This is a genomic window from Streptomyces phyllanthi, from assembly GCF_009377205.1.
Classification (GTDB): Bacteria; Actinomycetota; Actinomycetes; order Streptomycetales; family Streptomycetaceae; genus Streptomyces; species Streptomyces phyllanthi.
In genome coordinates, this window is the sequence record NZ_VJZE01000183.1 from 1 (window position 1) to 16377 (window position 16377).

A 16377-nucleotide genomic window follows, 5' to 3' on the forward strand; every position below is an offset into this window, starting at 1 on the left:
GGGGACATGCAGGGAATGGGGATTCGGGGCGCAGGCCGCTGTGACCCGGCGCCGAACCGGGGGATTTCCGGTGGGCTCGTTCCGCTGCTCCGTCGCAGGGCGGAACGTCGGCCTCGGACGTTGTCCGGACCGGCTCCTCAGACGAGTGCCGGGTAGCTGCCGCCGTCGAGACGGATGTTCTGGCCGGAGATGTAGCCCGCCAGGGGGCTGCACAGGAATGCGCACGTGGCGCCGAACTCACGGGGGTCGCCCAGCCGTCCCGCGACGATGGACCGGACCTGTCGTGCCCGCGCCTCGTCGTAGGTGATGCCGTCGCGTACGGTGGCGACTTCCGCCATGTACCGCTGGCGTTCCGTGTCGAAGCGTTCCGGCAGCAGATTGTTGACGGTGACGTTGAACCGCGCCACGTCGAGGGACAGCCCCTTCACGGCCGCGGTCAGGGCGGCACGAGCCGCGGAGGATACCGCCATGGTCGGCCGGGGAGTCGTGACCATCGCCGACGTGATGTTGACGATTCTTCCGAAGCGGCGGTCGCACATGCCGCCGACAACCAGGTTGATCAGCTCGACGTGACCGAGCAGGTTCGCGTCCAGCCCGTGCTCCCAGTCGGCGCGGACCGACTTCTGGAAAGGCCCGGGTGGCGGGCCACCGTTGTTCGTGACCAGGATGTCCGGCGCGGGGCAGGCATCCAGCAGGCGTTCGTGGGTGCCTGGGGCCGCGATGTCGCCCGGCACCACGACTATGCCGCTCACGCCGTCACCGACGGAGCGCAGTTCCGCGGCGGCGCGTTCGAGAGCCTCCGGGGTGCGTCCGTTGATCACCACGTTGACGCCCTCGGCGTGCAGGGCTTTCGCGCAGGCGAGCCCCAAGCCGCCGGACGATGCGCCGATGATCGCCCAGCGCCCCGCGAGTTCAAGATCCATGTTCGCTCCTCAGCCGGTGGCGCCTCATGTCTGGGCGGCGCCCCATGCGTCGAGGCATGACCGGCGGGTCCTTTCGATATGTGCGTGCAGCAACTGAACGGCCCTGTCGGCCTGTCGTGCGACAACCGCCTCGGCGATCTCCGCGTGCTCGCCGGCGACGTCCCGCTGCTTGCCCCGGCGTAGTTTGGCCATCTGCCGGATGACCTCGGACTGGTCGTAGAGCTGGGTGCGGAACGCCAGCAGCCTGGGGGAGCCGCACGCGGCGGCGCACGCCTCGTGGAAGGCCCGGTGCGCACTCGTCCACAACTCGTTCGCCTCGGGGTCCTCGTCGAGAGCGGCGTTCGGCGTCACCGACAGCTGATGATGGGCGGCGACCACGTGTGCCTCCCACTCGATCCCGCCTTTCTCGATCGACCGGCGTACGGCAAGCGACTCGACCTCCTTGCGTACGAAGGCGACGTCGTCGATCTCGGCATCGGTGAAGGTCGGTACGGAGAAACCCTTGTTGGGTTCCAAGGCCACCAGCCCCTGCTCCGCGAGGCGTGTGAGCGCTTCTCGCGCCACGCTCACGCTCACGCCCAGTTCGGCGCAGAGCGCGCTCAGCTTGAACCGGTGGCCGGCAGGGAAGGACCCGCGGAGGAGATTGCGCCTGATCTCCAGATACAGATCTTGGTTGCGGGTCTGCGCGCCATCGGTACGGGCCACTAGTGATCTCCTGGGACGCTCGCGGCTTCTTGTGGGGTGACGTAGAGACGGTCCAACTGCGCACGGGGCCGGCCGCCGCGCATGGGCGTACAAGCCTCGGGAAACTCCTGGACGATCTCGATTCCCATGCTATTGACCGTGTCGAGGAAGCGGGGCAGTTCGTCCATGGCACCGGTCGGCAGGTCGTGGACGACCAGGACGTGCCACTCGCTCTCGGGCAGGCGCCGCAGGGCGCGGTCCGCCCATCCCTCCGGCATCTTCGAGTCCCGGACGAACAGGCTCCACAGGACCATCGTGTAGCCGCCCGACGTCAGCACGTCGGCAGCCGTCGGGCTCAACAGGTGAGGACCCACCGAGCCGTGTCCTGTCGGCCGGAAGTACCGTGCCGGTTCGGCGAGTTCGCCCAGTGCGGCCTGTGCTTCGGTGATCTCCGCGGCTTCGCGGCGGGGATCTCGCAGGAGACCGAGGGGCTCACCGTGGGTCATGGTGTGGTTGCCGAGCCAGTGCCCCTCGGCACGCGTCCGCTCGGCCAGTTCACGGCCGGTGTCGGACGCCAGCTTCTGGCCGATCACGAAGAACGTCGCCTTCAGCCCGCGGGCCGCGAGCGTGTCGAGCACCTGCTCGGTGACGCCGGGCGTGGGCCCGTTGTCGAAGGTCAGGGTCAGCTTCGCCATCTGCGGGCCCCTAATGTTCCGGGTAGTGCGTGACGGAGTGCGTCTCCGGGCGCCAGTCGTTGTTCGTCCGATGATCGCCGGCCAGCCAGCGGGCCAGTTCGCTGTGGGCGTCCGCCCGCCGCTTCTGCCTGATCTCCGCGACATTGGGCGGGTCGACGGCGATCTCGAGTTCCAGTTTGTCCGGCGACGTCACATACAGCGACTTCACATAGCCGTGGTCCTGGACGAGGTGCGGATAGTCCTCGGCCAGCAGGCGCTGATGGACGGCCTCCTGCGTCGCGGCGTCCGCGTGCAGAGCGACGTGGTTGTAGCGGTTGGTCGTCCCCAGCAGGAACTCCTTGTCGTGCGGCTGCGACATCTGGAAGAAGGCCAGCGCGCTGCCGTCGTCGAGCTCGTAGAAGGTATGGCAGAACGTCATGCCGGGAGTGGTGACCGATTCCTCGCACCAGGTGGCGGTGAGGGGCAGACCGATCAGCTCCTCGATGAAGTGACGGTTGACCTCCTGATCGGCCACGGGTGTCGCCGCGTGGTGCAGGCGGCCCAGGCCGGTTGCCGTGGCGGGACGGGTGGATGTCGGTGAGCCGTTCATTCCCGGACCTCCTGGTTCTCCAAGGCGTCATTCCGCCGCACGCGCACCGCCTGGCCGGGATCACCGTCCCGATGCCCACGTCGGCGCTACCTCGAGCCCGTGCGTCCGCCTCGCTGCGTGCCTCCGAGAGTCACCCCGGCTTTGTCGTTTGTCAAGGCAAGATTCGATTCTTTCCCTCGCATTCGATTTGAGGCATGCTGGGGGTGTGGCGGAAGCGAACGGGGTGGCGCGCCATCCGGACTGGTGCGTCACCACGGAGAGGACGGCGACGGTGGAACTGCGCTGGTTGACCTCGTTCGTCGTGGTCGCGGAGGACATACGCGCGTGCTTCGAACGGGCGCCGGAGCGCATGCATCTGGCCCCGTCCGCGCTGAGCACCCCGGACCAAGGCGTTCGAGCCGCGTCCTGGGGTGCGGCTCGTCGACCGTGGCCGACGCTCCCGCCCGCGGCCGAACGGCGCGGGGGAGCTGTTCCTCGCGGAGGCGCGGCTCATCCCTGCGCGGGCCGGGCGGGCGGTGGCACCGGGCCGCAGGGCGGGGCCCTGACGCCCCTCCTCACTCCTGCCGACGACGGTGATTCGGTCCCGCATCCCCGCACTTTCCTGCCTTTTCGCACTCCAAATATCTAGGAGACCGGGCCATGGCCTTCTCACTGGCAACCCTGGGCATCGATGGGACACCCACCCCCGCCCTCTGCGTCGACGACCGTTACTGGGCGTTGGCCGACGTCGCTCCGGACACGACCACTGAGTGCCGGCCGACCACGCACCTGCCCCGGGCAGAGACCGGCCCGGCCCACGTGGACGAAGGAGGCGCCGTATGACCGCGCCGAGGCCGGCCCCGCAAGCGATGCGATCAACAGAAGCCTCAGAGAAGGAGACGCTGTGGACGTCGGACTTGTCCTGATGAGTTACCACGGTTCATGGGACGACGCGGCCTATGCCGAGGAGCACGGCTTCGCCGGCGTGGGTTTCGTCGACTCGCCCCTCATCGCCGGTGACCCGTTCGTGGCCATGGCGCTGACCGCCGAGCGCACGTCGACGCTGCGGATCGGAACGATGCTCGCCGTTCCCAGCAACCGCATCGCGCCCACCTGCGCCGCCGCTGTCGCGACCGTCAATCGGCTCGCGCCCGGCCGGGCCTTCCTGGCCCTCGGTACCGGCAACACGGGCCGTGCGGTACTGGGCCTGAAAGCGCTGCCCGTCGGTCGCTTCGAGGAGTACGTCTCCTCGTGCCGTGCCCTGCTCGACGGGAAGGAGACCAGCAACCGCGAGGGTGACACGACGCGCTTCATCCGCATGCGGCACACCCCGGAGGACCGCTACATAGACCGCGACGGCATCCCCATCTACATCGCGGCGGACGGGCCACGGGCGCGCCGTGTCGCCTGGGAGCTGGGCAGCGGCTGGATCATGAGCCTCCAAGGCTGCAACGCCATGATGAATGCGCCGGAAGTCCTCGGAAAGTCCCTGGCGGCAGGGAGAAAAGCCACGGCTGAGCTCGGCAGGGACCCGGACGACTTCTACACGATGTGCGCGCTGGGGCTGTGCGTCCTGGAGCAGGGCGAATCCGCGACGTCAGCGCGCGTGCTCGAACGCGTCGGCCCGTTCGCGATGCTGCCGTTCCACGCCTACGCCGACAACCCGGCCATCGGCGAGCATCTTCCCGCCCCGATCCGTGACCGCCTGGAGCTCTATGAGCGCAAGGTGCTCGCCCGCCTCGACGTCCCCCGTGACCGGCTTTACCAGGAGACCCACCGCGGACACCTGTCCCACCTGCTGCCCGGCGAGGAGGAGGTGCTGACCGAGGAGATCATCCGCATGACCACGCTGACGGGTACGGCGAACGAGATCGCCGATGTCCTGCGGGGGCTGGAAGCGGCCGGGCTTCGCAACGTCACGCTCCACCCGCCGGCGCACCTGGTGCGTGAGGCTGTCAGGGAGTACGCGGAGAAGATCGCGCCGCTGCTCGGCACGGGCAGCCCCTCCTAGCCCGGCGGCGCGGCGAAAGGACCTTGCGGCCTGGGTCGTAGGGCTTGCCCAAAGGCTTGCCCTGCAGCGGGGCGGCGCGTTCTGCGTGCACGCGACGCCGGACCGTCCCGGGCCCGACCGCGGTGGGACCCACGGTGATGCTCGCCGACGGCGGCCGTTGAAGGCGGCGGCGGCTCAGGGGCCGCGGGACAGAGGTCGGCCCAGGGTGCCACCAGGTCTTCATCACCCGACGGGGAGGGCCACGAGCGGCAGGTCCGTACCGAGGCGGAAGTCACAGCTTGCTTGCGCGTGCAATCTATATGCTTGCTCGCGCCAGCAAGTTGCAGCCCGTGGCGCCGAAAGCGCCGCGTCCGCCCCACCGCAGGGAGAGTCATGACCATCCGCCCCCTCACCTCGAACCGCGGCCTTCGGGTCGGCCGGCGGCACCGGCGGCCGGCGGATGCCGCCATGGGTCACGCCCCGCAGGGCGTCGAGACGCTCGAAGGCCACACTGCGGAGCGTGGCGTTTCTGCCGCGTTCCAGGGGCCGGGGGAGCGCAGGAACATGCTGCTTGTGCTCGGGCTCCTGACCGCGCTCGGCCCGTTCGCCATCGACATGTACGTGCCCGGCTTTCCCGCCATGAGTGCCGCGCTGCACACGGGCCCCTCGGCCATCCAGCTCACTCTGACGGCATTTCTGGCCGGCGTGGTCGTCGGCCAGTTCCTCATCGGCCCCGTCAGTGACGCTCTCGGGCGCCGCCGACCCCTGATCGTCGGCTGTGCCGGATTCGTCGTCTCCGCCCTCGCCTGCGCGCTAGCCCCCAGCATCGGTGTCCTCCTGGCCACCCGCTTCATCCAGGGCATCGCCGGAGCGGCCGGCATGGTGCTCGCTCGAGCGGTCATCGCTGACCGCTTCCGCGGGCATGACGTGCCCCGCTACATGGCGCTGCTCGGCCAGATCCTGTGCGTCGCCCCCGTCATCGCGCCCGTCATCGGCGGTGGGATCCTCGCCGTCTCCTCCTGGCGGGCCATCTTCGTGGCGCTGTGCGCCCTCGGCGCTGTGCTGCTGGTCGCAGTGATCGCCAAGGTGCCGGAGACGCTCGCGCCGGAGCAACGCCACCAGGGCGGTCCGGCCGACACGTTCCGGGCGATGGGGCGCCTGGCCTGTCACCGGGCTTTCCTGGGCAACACCCTGGTGCTGGGTTTCTCCTCGGCGGCGCTGTTCGGCTACATCAGCGGATCCAGCTTCGTCTTCGAGCACATCCACGGCGTCTCCGCCGGCGTCTTCGCGCTGATCTTCGCGGTCAACTCCGTGGGCCAGCTCATCGCCGGCGCCGTATTCGCCAAGCTGGCCCACCGCTTGCGGATCAACACCCTGCTGGCCGCGTCCGTCGCCCTGACCGCGACGGCCGCACTCGCCCAGGTACTGATCACCGCTCTGCTGGGCGAGAGCTTCGCCGGATCCTGGATCACCCAGTTCGTGTTCCTCTCCGGTATCGGCATGGCCATCCCGGCCACCATGACCCTCGGCCAGAACCTGGGCCGCCATGCGTCCGGTGCGGCCTCCGCTCTGCTGGGAGGGCTGCAGTTCCTCTTCGGCGCGGCCGGCTCTTCCCTGGTCGGCCTCTTCGGCCAGAACAGCTCGCTGCCGATGGGCCTGGTCATGCTGACCTCCATGGCCCTGGCGGTGCTGTGCCTGGTGGTTCTGGTCCGCCCCCGGCAGGGCCACGGTGAGGTCGCCGTCCACTGACCGGACCTGCTCCACCTCCACCGGGGCCTCGGGCGACCGGTCACCCGCGTGCCCAGGCCCTGGTACGCGCCGTGCGGGTCGGCGCCGGCCCGCCTCCGGAGCCACGGGCGGCATGCCGCCCGTGGCAGGGGCGGCCCCGGCTCCCGACCCGACGCTGCTGTGTCCCCGTCGGCGACCGGGGGCCGTGTCGTACATGCCTCGCCACGGCCCGGACTCCGGGGCCGCGCCGCGTGGCCTCGGTCGGCCGCCGAAGGCGCGACCGGGACCGCGGCGCGCGGCGTCGCCTCATGTGCGGCGTGAGGGGCCCGCGGCGATGTGCGGAGCCTCGCCGCCCGCCGTGGCGATCCGCTGGAACGCCATCGCCAGGGCATGCAGGTCGACGCCCTCCAACTGGTCGAAGAGGTGGCGGCGGAGGCTGGCGACGTGGGTGGGCCAGGCCTCCTCGAACCTGGCGAGGCCGGCGTCGGTGAGGACCGCGTTGGAGGCGCGGGCGTCCTTGAGCGACTTCTCGCGGCGGATCAGCCCTTCCGCTTCGAGCCGTCCGACAGCGCGGCTGATCGTGCTGAGGGACTGCTGGCAGCGAGCGGCCAGATCACTCAGTTGCAGCGTGCCCTCCGGCGCCTCGGACAGGAACATCAGGGCGACGTACTCGGTGTGCGACATCCGGTGCGCGCGGACCAGATCGGTGTCGAAGGCCCGCATCATGGCCTCCACGGCGGGCTTGAGCGACGGGATGAGGGCGAGCTCGTCATCCGACAGGGGCGGCACGTCCTGGGTGTGTTTCATGTCTCCATCCTACTTGGTTGCTTGCGCGTGCACGTTAAGTTTAATTTGTTTGCGCCTACAAGTTTTCGCCTCGGTGAGACGTCGACGCGCGCAGGCAGTGACCTCGCCCCGCCCCCGCAGCAAAGGAACAGCCATGACCACCCGCATCCTCGCCCTGGTCGGCAGCCTCAGGACCGGATCCCACAACCGGCAGCTGGCCGAGTCGGCCGTCGTGCACGCCCCCGAAGGCGTCGAGGTCGAGATCTACGAAGGACTCGCAGACCTGCCCTTCTACAACGAGGACATCGACACCCCCGGGAACGTTCCCTCCGCACAGGCCCTGCGCGCCGCAGTGGCCGGCGCGGACGCCCTCCTGCTGTGCTCGCCCGAGTACAACGGCACCATGCCCGCCGTGCTGAAGAACGCCATCGACTGGCTCTCGCGCCCCTATGGCCAGAGCGCGATCAGCGGAAAGCCGGTCGCCGTCATCGGAGCCGCCTTCGGGCAGTACGGCGGCGTGTGGGCCCAGGACGACGTCCGCAGGTCCGCGGGCATCGCGGGCGGAACGGTCGTCGAGGACCTCAGGCTGGCCGTGCCGAGCTCCGGGGAGCGCTTCGCCGACGTCCACGCCGCCAAGGACCAGGAGATCGCCGCGACCCTGCCCCGTATCCTCACCGCGCTGGCGGCCACTTCCGCGACGCCTGCCTGACCGTGCGCGCCGGACGGTGACAGCCCATCCGGGGGTCCGGTGACCGCCGGTCGCGTCGCACCGCCCTGTGACAGCCCGCCGTCCGGTGACCCGGACGCCCCCCGGACCGGCGGGCCCCACGCCGCCGCCCGCCGCACAGGGCACCCCGGCCAGGGCTGATGCCCGGGGAGACGTGGAGCCCGCGGCGGTGGGCCGGCGTACCAGCCACAGCCACGGACAGGCGTCGCCCCACCCGCCGCCGCCGCGCCGACGTGGCACTGGTCCTCCGGCGTCCGCCGGGCCCACTCTGCGGTCACCCCCCACGGTCAGGGCTCTTGGGCCAGACGGCGACCACCACCCGTCGGCGGCGACCACCACTCGTCGGCGTCGGCCGCCACCTGCGAGCAGCGCAGCAACACCTGCGCGCGGCGGCCCCGCGACCGCAGTCCCCCTGCAGCGACAACGAAGGACGCACCTGTCCGAGGAGATGACCGTCAATGCCTCAACCCGCCACCAGCCCCAAGGCCGACGGCCCGAGACAGAGCCAGGCGCAACGTCGTAGCGGCCGGCACCGAGGGCAGCGCGCATACGACGACCGCCTGGACGCCGGCACACAACCGCCCGCCGGGCGCGGACGTCATCGCCGTACCATCCGGGCCTGCCCGGTGCAGCCGGCTCCGGCTTCCGGCAGTCGAAGCGTCGGTTCGCACCGTCCGGCCATCCGTGCCGAGGACCCCACGGACACGATCCTCCGGCAGGCCGACGCGTCGGACACCGAGCGCGATGCCCGCTTCGAACAGGCCCTGGACCTGCTGGCCACGCTGTACTCGGCCGCGCTGCGCCTGACGTGCGACCGAGCCGACGCCAAAGACCTGGTCCAGGAGGCCTACGTGAACGCGTACGCGTTCTTCCATGAGTTCGGCGAAGGCGCCGACCTCAAGGCCTGGCTCCACCGGATCCTCGCCGACACCTTCATCAATTCCTCCCGCAAGAGGCGGCGGGAGCGGCAGTGCGGGGAGACGGAGCAGGTCGACGACTGGCGCCTGGCGCCCGCCGACCAGCCGTACGGCCCGGCGATTCCGCGTTCGACGCAAGCACAGGCACTCGACCACCTGGTCGGCTCGGATGTCGTAGCGGCCCTCCAGGCCCTGCCGGAGCATCACCGCATCGCGGTGTGCCTCGCCTGCGCCTCCAGTTCTCAACGGCCTCATTGACGAGCCCGCGGCCCGCGCCACGCCGCCCGGCGGTACTCCACCACCCGTCTGCCGCGGCCCCGGTGCGCGCCGACACCTCGGCCGCAGTTCGGCCCTCAGGCCGCATGTGACCACAACCTGATGAATCCCTCCGGTCGGCCGGGATTCAAGAACATCCAATGACGCCTCCGGGCGTCTCCAGAGAATCGGAGTGCGTGATGCACAGTGACACGCCGTCGCCTTCGGACACCCAGCAAGACCCGCACGACCGCTCCAAGCCCCCACTGGGGCGCAGATCCTTCCTGGCCCGAGCCGGTACGGGTCTCGGAGTCACGGCCCTCGGGCTGGGCGCCACGGCCGCCGCCCGGCCGGAGGCGCCCGCCCGGACACCTTCCTTCCAGTCCGGCCGCCCGATCGTCTTCCGCGGCGCCACCGTGGTGACCGGCGACCCCCAGCTCGGTGTTCAGCACAACGCCGACGTCCTCGTCGTCGGCTCCACCATCCGCGCGGTCGGACGCAACGTGCCGGCCCCGGCGAGCGCCGCCGTCATCGACGGACGCGACCGCATCCTCATGCCCGGCATGATCGACACGCACCGGCACATGTGGCAGACGGTGGTGCGCGGCGTCGGGGCGGAATGGACCATCCAGAACTACCTGCAGTGGATATACAAGGACTGGAGCAAGCACTGGCGTCCCGAGGACGTGTACGCCGGCAACTACCTGTCCATGGTCGAAGCCCTCAACAGCGGTGTGACCACCAGCCTGGACTGGTCGCAGGTGCTGCACACTCCCGAACACGCCGACGCCGCCGCGGACGCCCTCTTCGACTCCAAGGGGCGGGCGCGCCTGGCCTACGGCAACATCTTCGCCCCACCGCAGGAGTGGATCGGCAACGGTGACGTGGACCGTCTGCTGCGCACCCGTTTCTCCTCCAAGAACCAGCTCGTCACCCTCCAACTGGCATGGGACGCGCCCTGGGACACGGCGTTCCCGGACCGGCCGGCGTGGGAGTTCGCCCGCGACCGGGACCTCATGGTCACTCAGCACGCAGGCGTCTGGGGCTTTCCCCTCGACCTCGGCATCAAGATCCTGCACGACAACGGCTTCCTGCTGCCCACGAACACCTACGTGCACGCGTCATCCCTCGGGGACGACTCCTACCGGATGATCGCGGACACGGGCGGCAACGTGTCGATCTCCGCCGAGAGCGAGCTCAACGCCGGCCAGGGCTATCCGCCCACCGGGAAGATCAGGCGCCACGGCATTCCCATCTCCCTGTCCATGGACACCAGCGTCTGGTGGAGCTCGGACATGTTCTCCGCCATGCGGGCGACTCTCAACGCCGACCGCGGCCTTGACCACCTCGAAGCGCACGCCGAAGGCAAGACCGTCCACAACAACGACCTCCGTACCGAGGACGTGATCCACTACGCGACGCAGGGCGGGGCCAACGCGTTGGGACTGGGTTCGTCACTGGGATCGATCACGCCCGGCAAGCTGGCGGACCTGGTGCTGCTGCGGGCCGACACGCCGTCCATGGTCCCGCTGACCAACCCTTGCCACCAGATCGTCTTCCAGGCCACCCGTGCGGAGGTCGACACCGTCCTGGTCGACGGACGCGTACTCAAGTACGGCGGCGAGCTCGTCCACCCGGACATGAAGCGGGCCAAGCGCCTGGCAGAGGCATCACGCGATCACGTCCGTGACCTCGTCGGCGCACAGGAGTGGGCCCAGGCGCAGGACCCCCCGGCTTACCGGGTCGCCTGAGAAGCCCGCGCCGTCACGGCCGGGCGATCCTGGCCGCGACGGCGTCGAGAGCAGGGCGTCGAGAGCAGGGCGCCGAGAGGAGAAGGCAGCCCCGCGTCATCCCGTGCGCGCCGTTCAGCAAGGCGGCTAGTGCTTCTTCTCCCGCCCCGGCAGGAACTCCTGCACCTTCGACTTGAAGCCCTGCCGCACCATCGAACCCCGGTCCGCGTCGCCCTTCAGGATCGACGCGGCCGTGGACTCCATCTGCTGCCAGGTCGCGTGCGGGGGGACCGGCGGGACCGCGGGGTCCGTCAGGAACTCGATCACCGCGGGGCCGTCCGCCTCCAGGCCCGCACGCCAGCCGGCCTCCACGTCCTCGGGCTTCTCCACGCGGATGCCCGTCAGGCCCAGCGAGCGGGCGAAGGCGGCGTACTGGACGTCCGGGAGCTCCTGTGAGGGCAGGAAGGACGGCGCGCCCTCCATCGCCCGCATCTCCCACGTCACCTGGTTCAGATCGTGGTTGTTCCAGATGCCCACGACCAGCCGCGGGTCCTCCCAGCGGTCCTTGTACTTGGCCGCCGTGATCAGCTCCGCCATACCGTTCATCTGCATCGCGCCGTCCCCGACCAGCGCGATCGCCGGACGGTCCGGATGCGCGAACTTCGCACCGATCGCGTACGGCACCCCGCAGCCCATCGTCGCCAGCGTGCCCGACAGGGACCCCCGCATACCGTCCCGCATCGTGAGGTGCCGCGCGTACCAGTTCGCCGCCGAACCGGAGTCCGAGGAGATGATCGCGTTGCCCGGCAGCAGCGGGTCCAGTACGTGGGCGACGTACTCCGGGTTGATCGGGTCCGCCGACAGCTGGGCGCGCCGCTCCATCACGTCACGCCAGCGGACGACGTTCGCGCACACCGTGTCGTACCACTCACGGCCCCGGTCCCCGTCCAGCATCGGGATCAGGCGCCGCAACGTCGCCTGCGCGTCCCCGATCAGGTTCACCTCGTACGGGTAGCGCATCCCCACCATGTGCGGGTCGATGTCGATCTGGATCGCCCGCGCCTTGCCGAACTCCGGCAGGAACTGGGAGTACGGGAAGGACGAGCCGATGGTCAGCAGTGTGTCGCAGTCGCGCATCAGCTCGTACGACGGGCGGGTCCCCAGCAGGCCGATCGCGCCGGTGACGTACGGCAGTTCGTCGCTCAGTGCGTCCTTGCCGAGCAGTGCCTTGGCGACCCCCGCGCCCAGCAGCTCGGCGATCTGCTCCACCTCGGCGCGGGCCCCGCGGGCACCCTGGCCCACCAGAACGGCCACCTTGTCACCGGAGTTGAGGATCTCGGCCGCCCGCTCCAGCGACTCCTGCGAGGGAACCGCGGTCCACGCGCTGCGGTCCAGGCTGGAGGGGACCATCTTGAACTCGTGCGTGGGGGCCGAGTAGTCGAGCTCCTGGACATCGCCGGGGATGATCACGGCAGTGGGGCAACGGCGCGCGTACGCGGTGCGGATGGCCCGGTCCAGCACGTTCGGCAGCTGCTCGGGCACCGTCACCGTCTCCACGAAGTCCGAGGCGACGTCCTTGTACAAAGTGTGCAGGTCCACCTCCTGCTGGTACGAGCCGCCCATCGCGCTGCGGTGCGTCTGGCCCACGATCGCCAGCACCGGGACATGGTCCAGCTTGGCGTCGTACAGACCGTTGAGGAGGTGGATCGCGCCGGGCCCGGACGTGGCGGCGCACACCCCGAGGCGGCCGCTGAACTTGGCGTAGCCGACGGCCTGGAACGCGGACATCTCCTCGTGCCGCGACTGCACGAACCGCGGCTGGTTCTCGGCCCGCCCCCACGCGGCGAGCAGACCGTTGATGCCGTCGCCCGGGTAGCCGAAGACCTGGTCCACACCCCACTCACGCAGCCGTTGCAGGACGTGGTCGGCGACCTTGGTGCTCATGCGGGACCTCCCGGAATGCGAGGGTGTGGAAACGGCACGTCCCGAGTGACCCGAGCGCCTTCCGGAAAACCTGCCGGCGGTCATGCTCCGCCGTGCAGCCGCCCCGGGCGCCGTCGTCCGCCGTGCCCGTGTCCCACGCGTTCGCCGGCCGATGTGTTTGCCTCACATACGCCCGGGCAGGCGCACCCACAGTGCTTCGGACAGGAGGCACGTCCGTGGGAGCGGCGAACCCTCGCCACGGGTGTGCCCGGCTGAGCACGGGCGCGCTCCCACTCCCGCGGTGACTGTCCAACCCAGAGCACCCCCTAGGGAGTTGCGACGCACCATGCGAACTCAGGCAAGCGCGAAGCACCACCCGCACGACGACGCCCCGGACACCGCGGAGGCGTTCCGCACGCTCGCCCAGCTTCCCCCGGGCCCGCAGCGCGACACGCTCCGCGACGAGATCGTCGAGGCGTGGCTGCCCATGGCCGAACGGCTCGCGGGCCGGTTCCGCAGCCGCGGCGAGAGCTACGAGGACCTGCGCCAGGTCGCCGCCCTCGGACTGGTCAAGGCCGTCGACCGGTACGACCCCGAGCGCGGCAACGCCTTCGAGAGCTACGCCGTCCCCACCGTCACCGGTGAGATCAAGCGCCACTTCCGCGACCACATGTGGACCCTGCACGTGCCGCGTCGCGTCCAGGACCTGCGCAACCGGGTGCGGTTCGCCTGCCAGGACCTTGCCCAGACCATCTCCGGCCGACGGCCCACCGTCGCCGAGATCGCCGAACACGCCCGTATGAGCGAGGAGGACGTCCGGGTCGGCCTGGAGGCCCTGGAGAGCTTCACCGCGCTCTCCCTGGACGCGGAGCTGCCCGGCAGCGAGGACGGGTACTCGCTGAGTGACGCGCTCGGTTCGCCGGATCCGGCGCTCGACACCGTGGTCGACCGCGAGGCCGTCAAGCCGCGTCTGGCGGCGCTGCCGGAGCGGGAGCGGGCCATCCTGTACATGCGGTTCTTCGACGACATGACGCAGAGCCGTATCGCCGAGCAGCTGGGGATCTCGCAGATGCACGTGTCCCGGTTGATCAGCCGCTGCTGCGACCGGCTGCGGGAACAGGTCATGCGGGACGCCGCGTAGCGCTCCGCAGGGTCGGGCGGAGCGAGGTCCGCGGGGACGGGGTGAGGTCCGTGGGGACGGGATGAGGTCCGTGGGGACGGCGCGGGTCGGTCGTGGTGTCTCGCGCGGTTCCCCGCGCCCCTGCGGGGCGCGCCCTCACACCGCTCTCATCGCCAGCGCTATGTGACGGGACATCAGGTCCATCGCCTGGGCCTCGGCCATCGAGAAGGCCAGGCGCGCGCCCGAGCGGAACAGGGTGAGGACGCCGCGGACGTGGCCGTCCGGGGCGGCCAGCGGGACGCACAGGAGCGACGTGACGTCGGCCCGTACGAGGACCGGGGCGCCCGCGTCGTCGTGGCCGAAGGAGTCGGGGTCGTCCGGGCGCACCTGGAGGGCCGGGGAGCCGCCGCGCGCCGCCTCCACCACCAGGGGACAGGAGGCGGGGTCCTGCGCGGCCACGGCCGCCGCCCCCTCGTCCGAGGGCCCCAGCACGGTCGTACGGGAGAGCCGGGGCGAGCCCGCGTCGGCCACCACCCAGTCCGCGAACCGCCCGTGCAGCACCCGCGCGGCCCGGTCGAGGGCCTGGCCGGGCGGTGCCGTGAGCAGGTTCGTGGTCATCGTGTCCAGCAGGTCCATCAGCGCCGCGTGCCGGGTCGCCTCGGTCAGGTCCGGCAGCGGGCGTACGGGACTGTCGGGGGCCGGGACACGGGTGTCCGCGGGCTGCAGCACGACGAGGACGGCGGTGCGCGGCTCGTTGCTGGGCCGCAGTGCGGTCAGCGTCGCGCGTACCGGCACCGCCGGGCGCTGCTGGAGATGGACGGTGAGACTGCGGTCGCCCTCGCCGCGCGCCACCGCCGCGGCCTGGGTGCGGAACGCCACCCGGTCCGCGTGCGCGAGGAACCCGGTCAGCGGTCTGCCCGTGGCGTAGCCCGCCCGCACTCCGGTGAAGGAGGTCGCCGCGAAGTTCAGCCGGCGCACCACCGTCTCGCGGTCCACCAGGGCGACGGGCAGCGGCAGCCGCTGGAAGACCGCCTTCAGCAGCTGGAGCTCCTGGCGGTCCGACGAGGCGCCGCCGGTCGAGCCGTTCGTGGCAAGCCGCTGATACCACGGCCACAACTGGTCCGCCACATGGTCGAGTTCGAATATCGCCGCGTCGAGTACCGTCGGCAGATCGTCGCTCGGTACCGACCGGGCCGCCTTGAGCTCGGCGACACGGCGCACGAAATCCGCGAGCTCCTCACCGAATTCGTCCGTCTGCGTCATGCGAACGAACGTAACGCGTACCCGCCGTACCGGGGACAGCCGCGCCGGAACCCGCCGGGCCCGTTTTTCCCGCAGGTAGACGGGAACGCGCGGGGAGAGGGAACGGGAACGCGCGGGGAGAGAGGAGGCGTGAAGCATGCCGGAAACCGAACGTCTCGGCCGTCTGGGCGCCGAGTCGCCCGAATCCGCCCTCCCGGGGCGGAGGCTGTCGGAGCTCGCCGAACAGGCCGCCCGCTGCACCAGCGACTGCTGCGGCGCGAGCAGCATGGTGTCCGAGGACGGTACGGACCGGCCCGCCGCGGTGACCCACCCCGATCTCGCCGGGCTGGTCTCGGTGCAGCTCCGCTCCGGTGACGGCCCGATCCCCACCGCGCTCGAACGCGGCGAGCCCGTCGACTCGGGGGACCTGCTGCGAGAGGAGCGCTGGCCGGAGTACCGCGCCATGGCTCTCGACTCGGGCGTACGGTCCAGCGTCACCATCCCGTTCCGGCGCTCGGGCCTGACGGTGACCCTCAGCCTCTACAGCTTCCGGCCCGGCACCCTGGAACGCGCCCCGCACGGGGCGGCCGGTGCGCTCGGGAACCTCGCCGCGACCTGCCTCGTACGCGACCGCTCCTACCGCGCCGCGCTCACCGAACTCGACCAGTTGGGCGCCGCGCTGCGCTCCCGGCCGGTCGTCGACCAGGCGTGCGGCATGGTCATGCACGTCCTGGGCTGCGACGCCGACGCCGCCTTCGGTGTCCTGCGCCGTATCTCCCAGGGCACCAACCGCAAACTGACGGATGTCGCCGGGGCCGTCGTGGAGAAGCGGGGGAGGGGCCTGGAGAAGGAGCTGGTCTCGCTGTCCGGTTAGGCGTGCCGTCCGGCCAGGGCCCGCCCGACCAGGGCGCGCGGGCCGGGCCGTCGGTGACGGCGGGGTCACCCGCTCGGCGGTCCGGCGTCCCGCTAATGGTGTCCGGCCGCGCGCGGTGCGGCGGCCCTCGGGCTCTGATGGACGACGGGGCACGGCGGTCGTGTCCCGCAGACCTCGGAGCCGTGCCGAAGGAGCCTCAACCATGCCCCCGCCCC

15 protein-coding genes are annotated in these 16377 nt (G+C 70.8%); 8 read left to right on the forward strand and 7 right to left on the reverse strand.

Annotated elements, in window-relative coordinates:
• Nucleotides 1-137 precede the first annotated feature (137 nt).
• The 4 genes from FNH04_RS24170 to FNH04_RS24185 are packed head-to-tail and all read right to left on the reverse strand — an operon-like array spanning nt 138 to nt 2891.
• Nucleotides 138-923, reverse strand: a complete 786-nt coding sequence (locus FNH04_RS24170; RefSeq protein ID WP_152787600.1) for an SDR family oxidoreductase — start codon at nt 921-923, stop codon at nt 138-140.
• 24 nt (nt 924-947) lie between these two features.
• Entirely contained in the window at nt 948-1628 is a 681-nt protein-coding gene (locus FNH04_RS24175; RefSeq protein ID WP_194236794.1) for a GntR family transcriptional regulator, read from the reverse strand.
• Nucleotides 1628-2302, reverse strand: a complete 675-nt coding sequence (locus FNH04_RS24180) for a polysaccharide deacetylase family protein (RefSeq protein ID WP_152787604.1) — start codon at nt 2300-2302, stop codon at nt 1628-1630. Before FNH04_RS24180 ends, FNH04_RS24175 begins: the two co-directional genes overlap by 1 nt.
• 10 nt (nt 2303-2312) lie before the next feature.
• Nucleotides 2313-2891: a VOC family protein gene (locus FNH04_RS24185; protein ID WP_152787606.1), complete on the reverse strand. Its 579-nt coding sequence runs from the start codon at nt 2889-2891 to the stop codon at nt 2313-2315.
• A gap of 639 nt (nt 2892-3530) precedes the next feature.
• On the opposite strand from FNH04_RS24185, the gene FNH04_RS47845 reads away from it, so the two are divergent.
• The 3 genes from FNH04_RS47845 (at nt 3531) to FNH04_RS24200 (ending at nt 6609) form a co-directional block, all read left to right on the forward strand.
• Complete coding sequence (locus tag FNH04_RS47845) at nt 3531-3713, forward strand: hypothetical protein (RefSeq protein ID WP_228031586.1); 183 nt, start codon at nt 3531-3533, stop codon at nt 3711-3713.
• Between the two features lie 61 nt (nt 3714-3774).
• The gene (locus FNH04_RS24195) at nt 3775-4881 is read left to right on the forward strand and encodes an LLM class flavin-dependent oxidoreductase (protein ID WP_194236795.1); all 1107 of its coding nucleotides are present in this window, start codon (nt 3775-3777) and stop codon (nt 4879-4881) included.
• A gap of 543 nt (nt 4882-5424) precedes the next feature.
• On the forward strand, nt 5425-6609 hold the full coding sequence (locus FNH04_RS24200) for a multidrug effflux MFS transporter (RefSeq protein WP_228031587.1): 1185 nt from the start codon (nt 5425-5427) through the stop codon (nt 6607-6609).
• A gap of 285 nt (nt 6610-6894) precedes the next feature.
• On the opposite strand, the gene FNH04_RS24205 is transcribed toward FNH04_RS24200, so the two are convergent.
• A complete protein-coding gene (locus FNH04_RS24205) occupies nt 6895-7395 on the reverse strand; it encodes a MarR family winged helix-turn-helix transcriptional regulator (protein ID WP_152787610.1) in 501 nt (166 codons plus the stop codon).
• A 133-nt stretch (nt 7396-7528) separates the two neighbouring features.
• On the opposite strand from FNH04_RS24205, the gene FNH04_RS24210 reads away from it, so the two are divergent.
• The 3 genes from FNH04_RS24210 (at nt 7529) to FNH04_RS24220 (ending at nt 11024) form a co-directional block, all read left to right on the forward strand.
• Nucleotides 7529-8083 carry an NADPH-dependent FMN reductase gene (locus FNH04_RS24210; RefSeq protein WP_152787612.1) on the forward strand — a complete coding sequence of 185 codons (555 nt, stop codon included), beginning with the start codon at nt 7529-7531 and terminating at the stop codon, nt 8081-8083.
• A 644-nt stretch (nt 8084-8727) separates the two neighbouring features.
• Nucleotides 8728-9276 carry a sigma factor gene (locus tag FNH04_RS24215; RefSeq protein WP_194236796.1) on the forward strand — a complete coding sequence of 183 codons (549 nt, stop codon included), beginning with the start codon at nt 8728-8730 and terminating at the stop codon, nt 9274-9276.
• 197 nt (nt 9277-9473) lie between these two features.
• Entirely contained in the window at nt 9474-11024 is a 1551-nt protein-coding gene (locus tag FNH04_RS24220) for an amidohydrolase family protein (RefSeq protein WP_152787616.1), read from the forward strand.
• A 126-nt stretch (nt 11025-11150) separates the two neighbouring features.
• Here the strand turns inward: FNH04_RS24220 and FNH04_RS24225 are convergent, their stop codons facing one another.
• Nucleotides 11151-12947: a thiamine pyrophosphate-requiring protein gene (locus FNH04_RS24225; protein WP_152787619.1), complete on the reverse strand. Its 1797-nt coding sequence runs from the start codon at nt 12945-12947 to the stop codon at nt 11151-11153.
• Between the two features lie 325 nt (nt 12948-13272).
• Between FNH04_RS24225 and FNH04_RS24230 the strand changes: the two genes are divergently transcribed.
• Nucleotides 13273-14067, forward strand: a complete 795-nt coding sequence (locus FNH04_RS24230; RefSeq protein ID WP_152787621.1) for an RNA polymerase sigma factor SigF — start codon at nt 13273-13275, stop codon at nt 14065-14067.
• A 135-nt stretch (nt 14068-14202) separates the two neighbouring features.
• Here the strand turns inward: FNH04_RS24230 and FNH04_RS24235 are convergent, their stop codons facing one another.
• Nucleotides 14203-15309, reverse strand: a complete 1107-nt coding sequence (locus FNH04_RS24235; protein ID WP_152787623.1) for a PAS domain-containing protein — start codon at nt 15307-15309, stop codon at nt 14203-14205.
• Between the two features lie 136 nt (nt 15310-15445).
• Between FNH04_RS24235 and FNH04_RS24240 the strand changes: the two genes are divergently transcribed.
• Nucleotides 15446-16162 (forward strand): ANTAR domain-containing response regulator, encoded by a 717-nt coding sequence (locus FNH04_RS24240; protein WP_152787625.1) that lies wholly within the window; start codon nt 15446-15448, stop codon nt 16160-16162.
• Nucleotides 16163-16377: the final 215 nt, after the last annotated feature.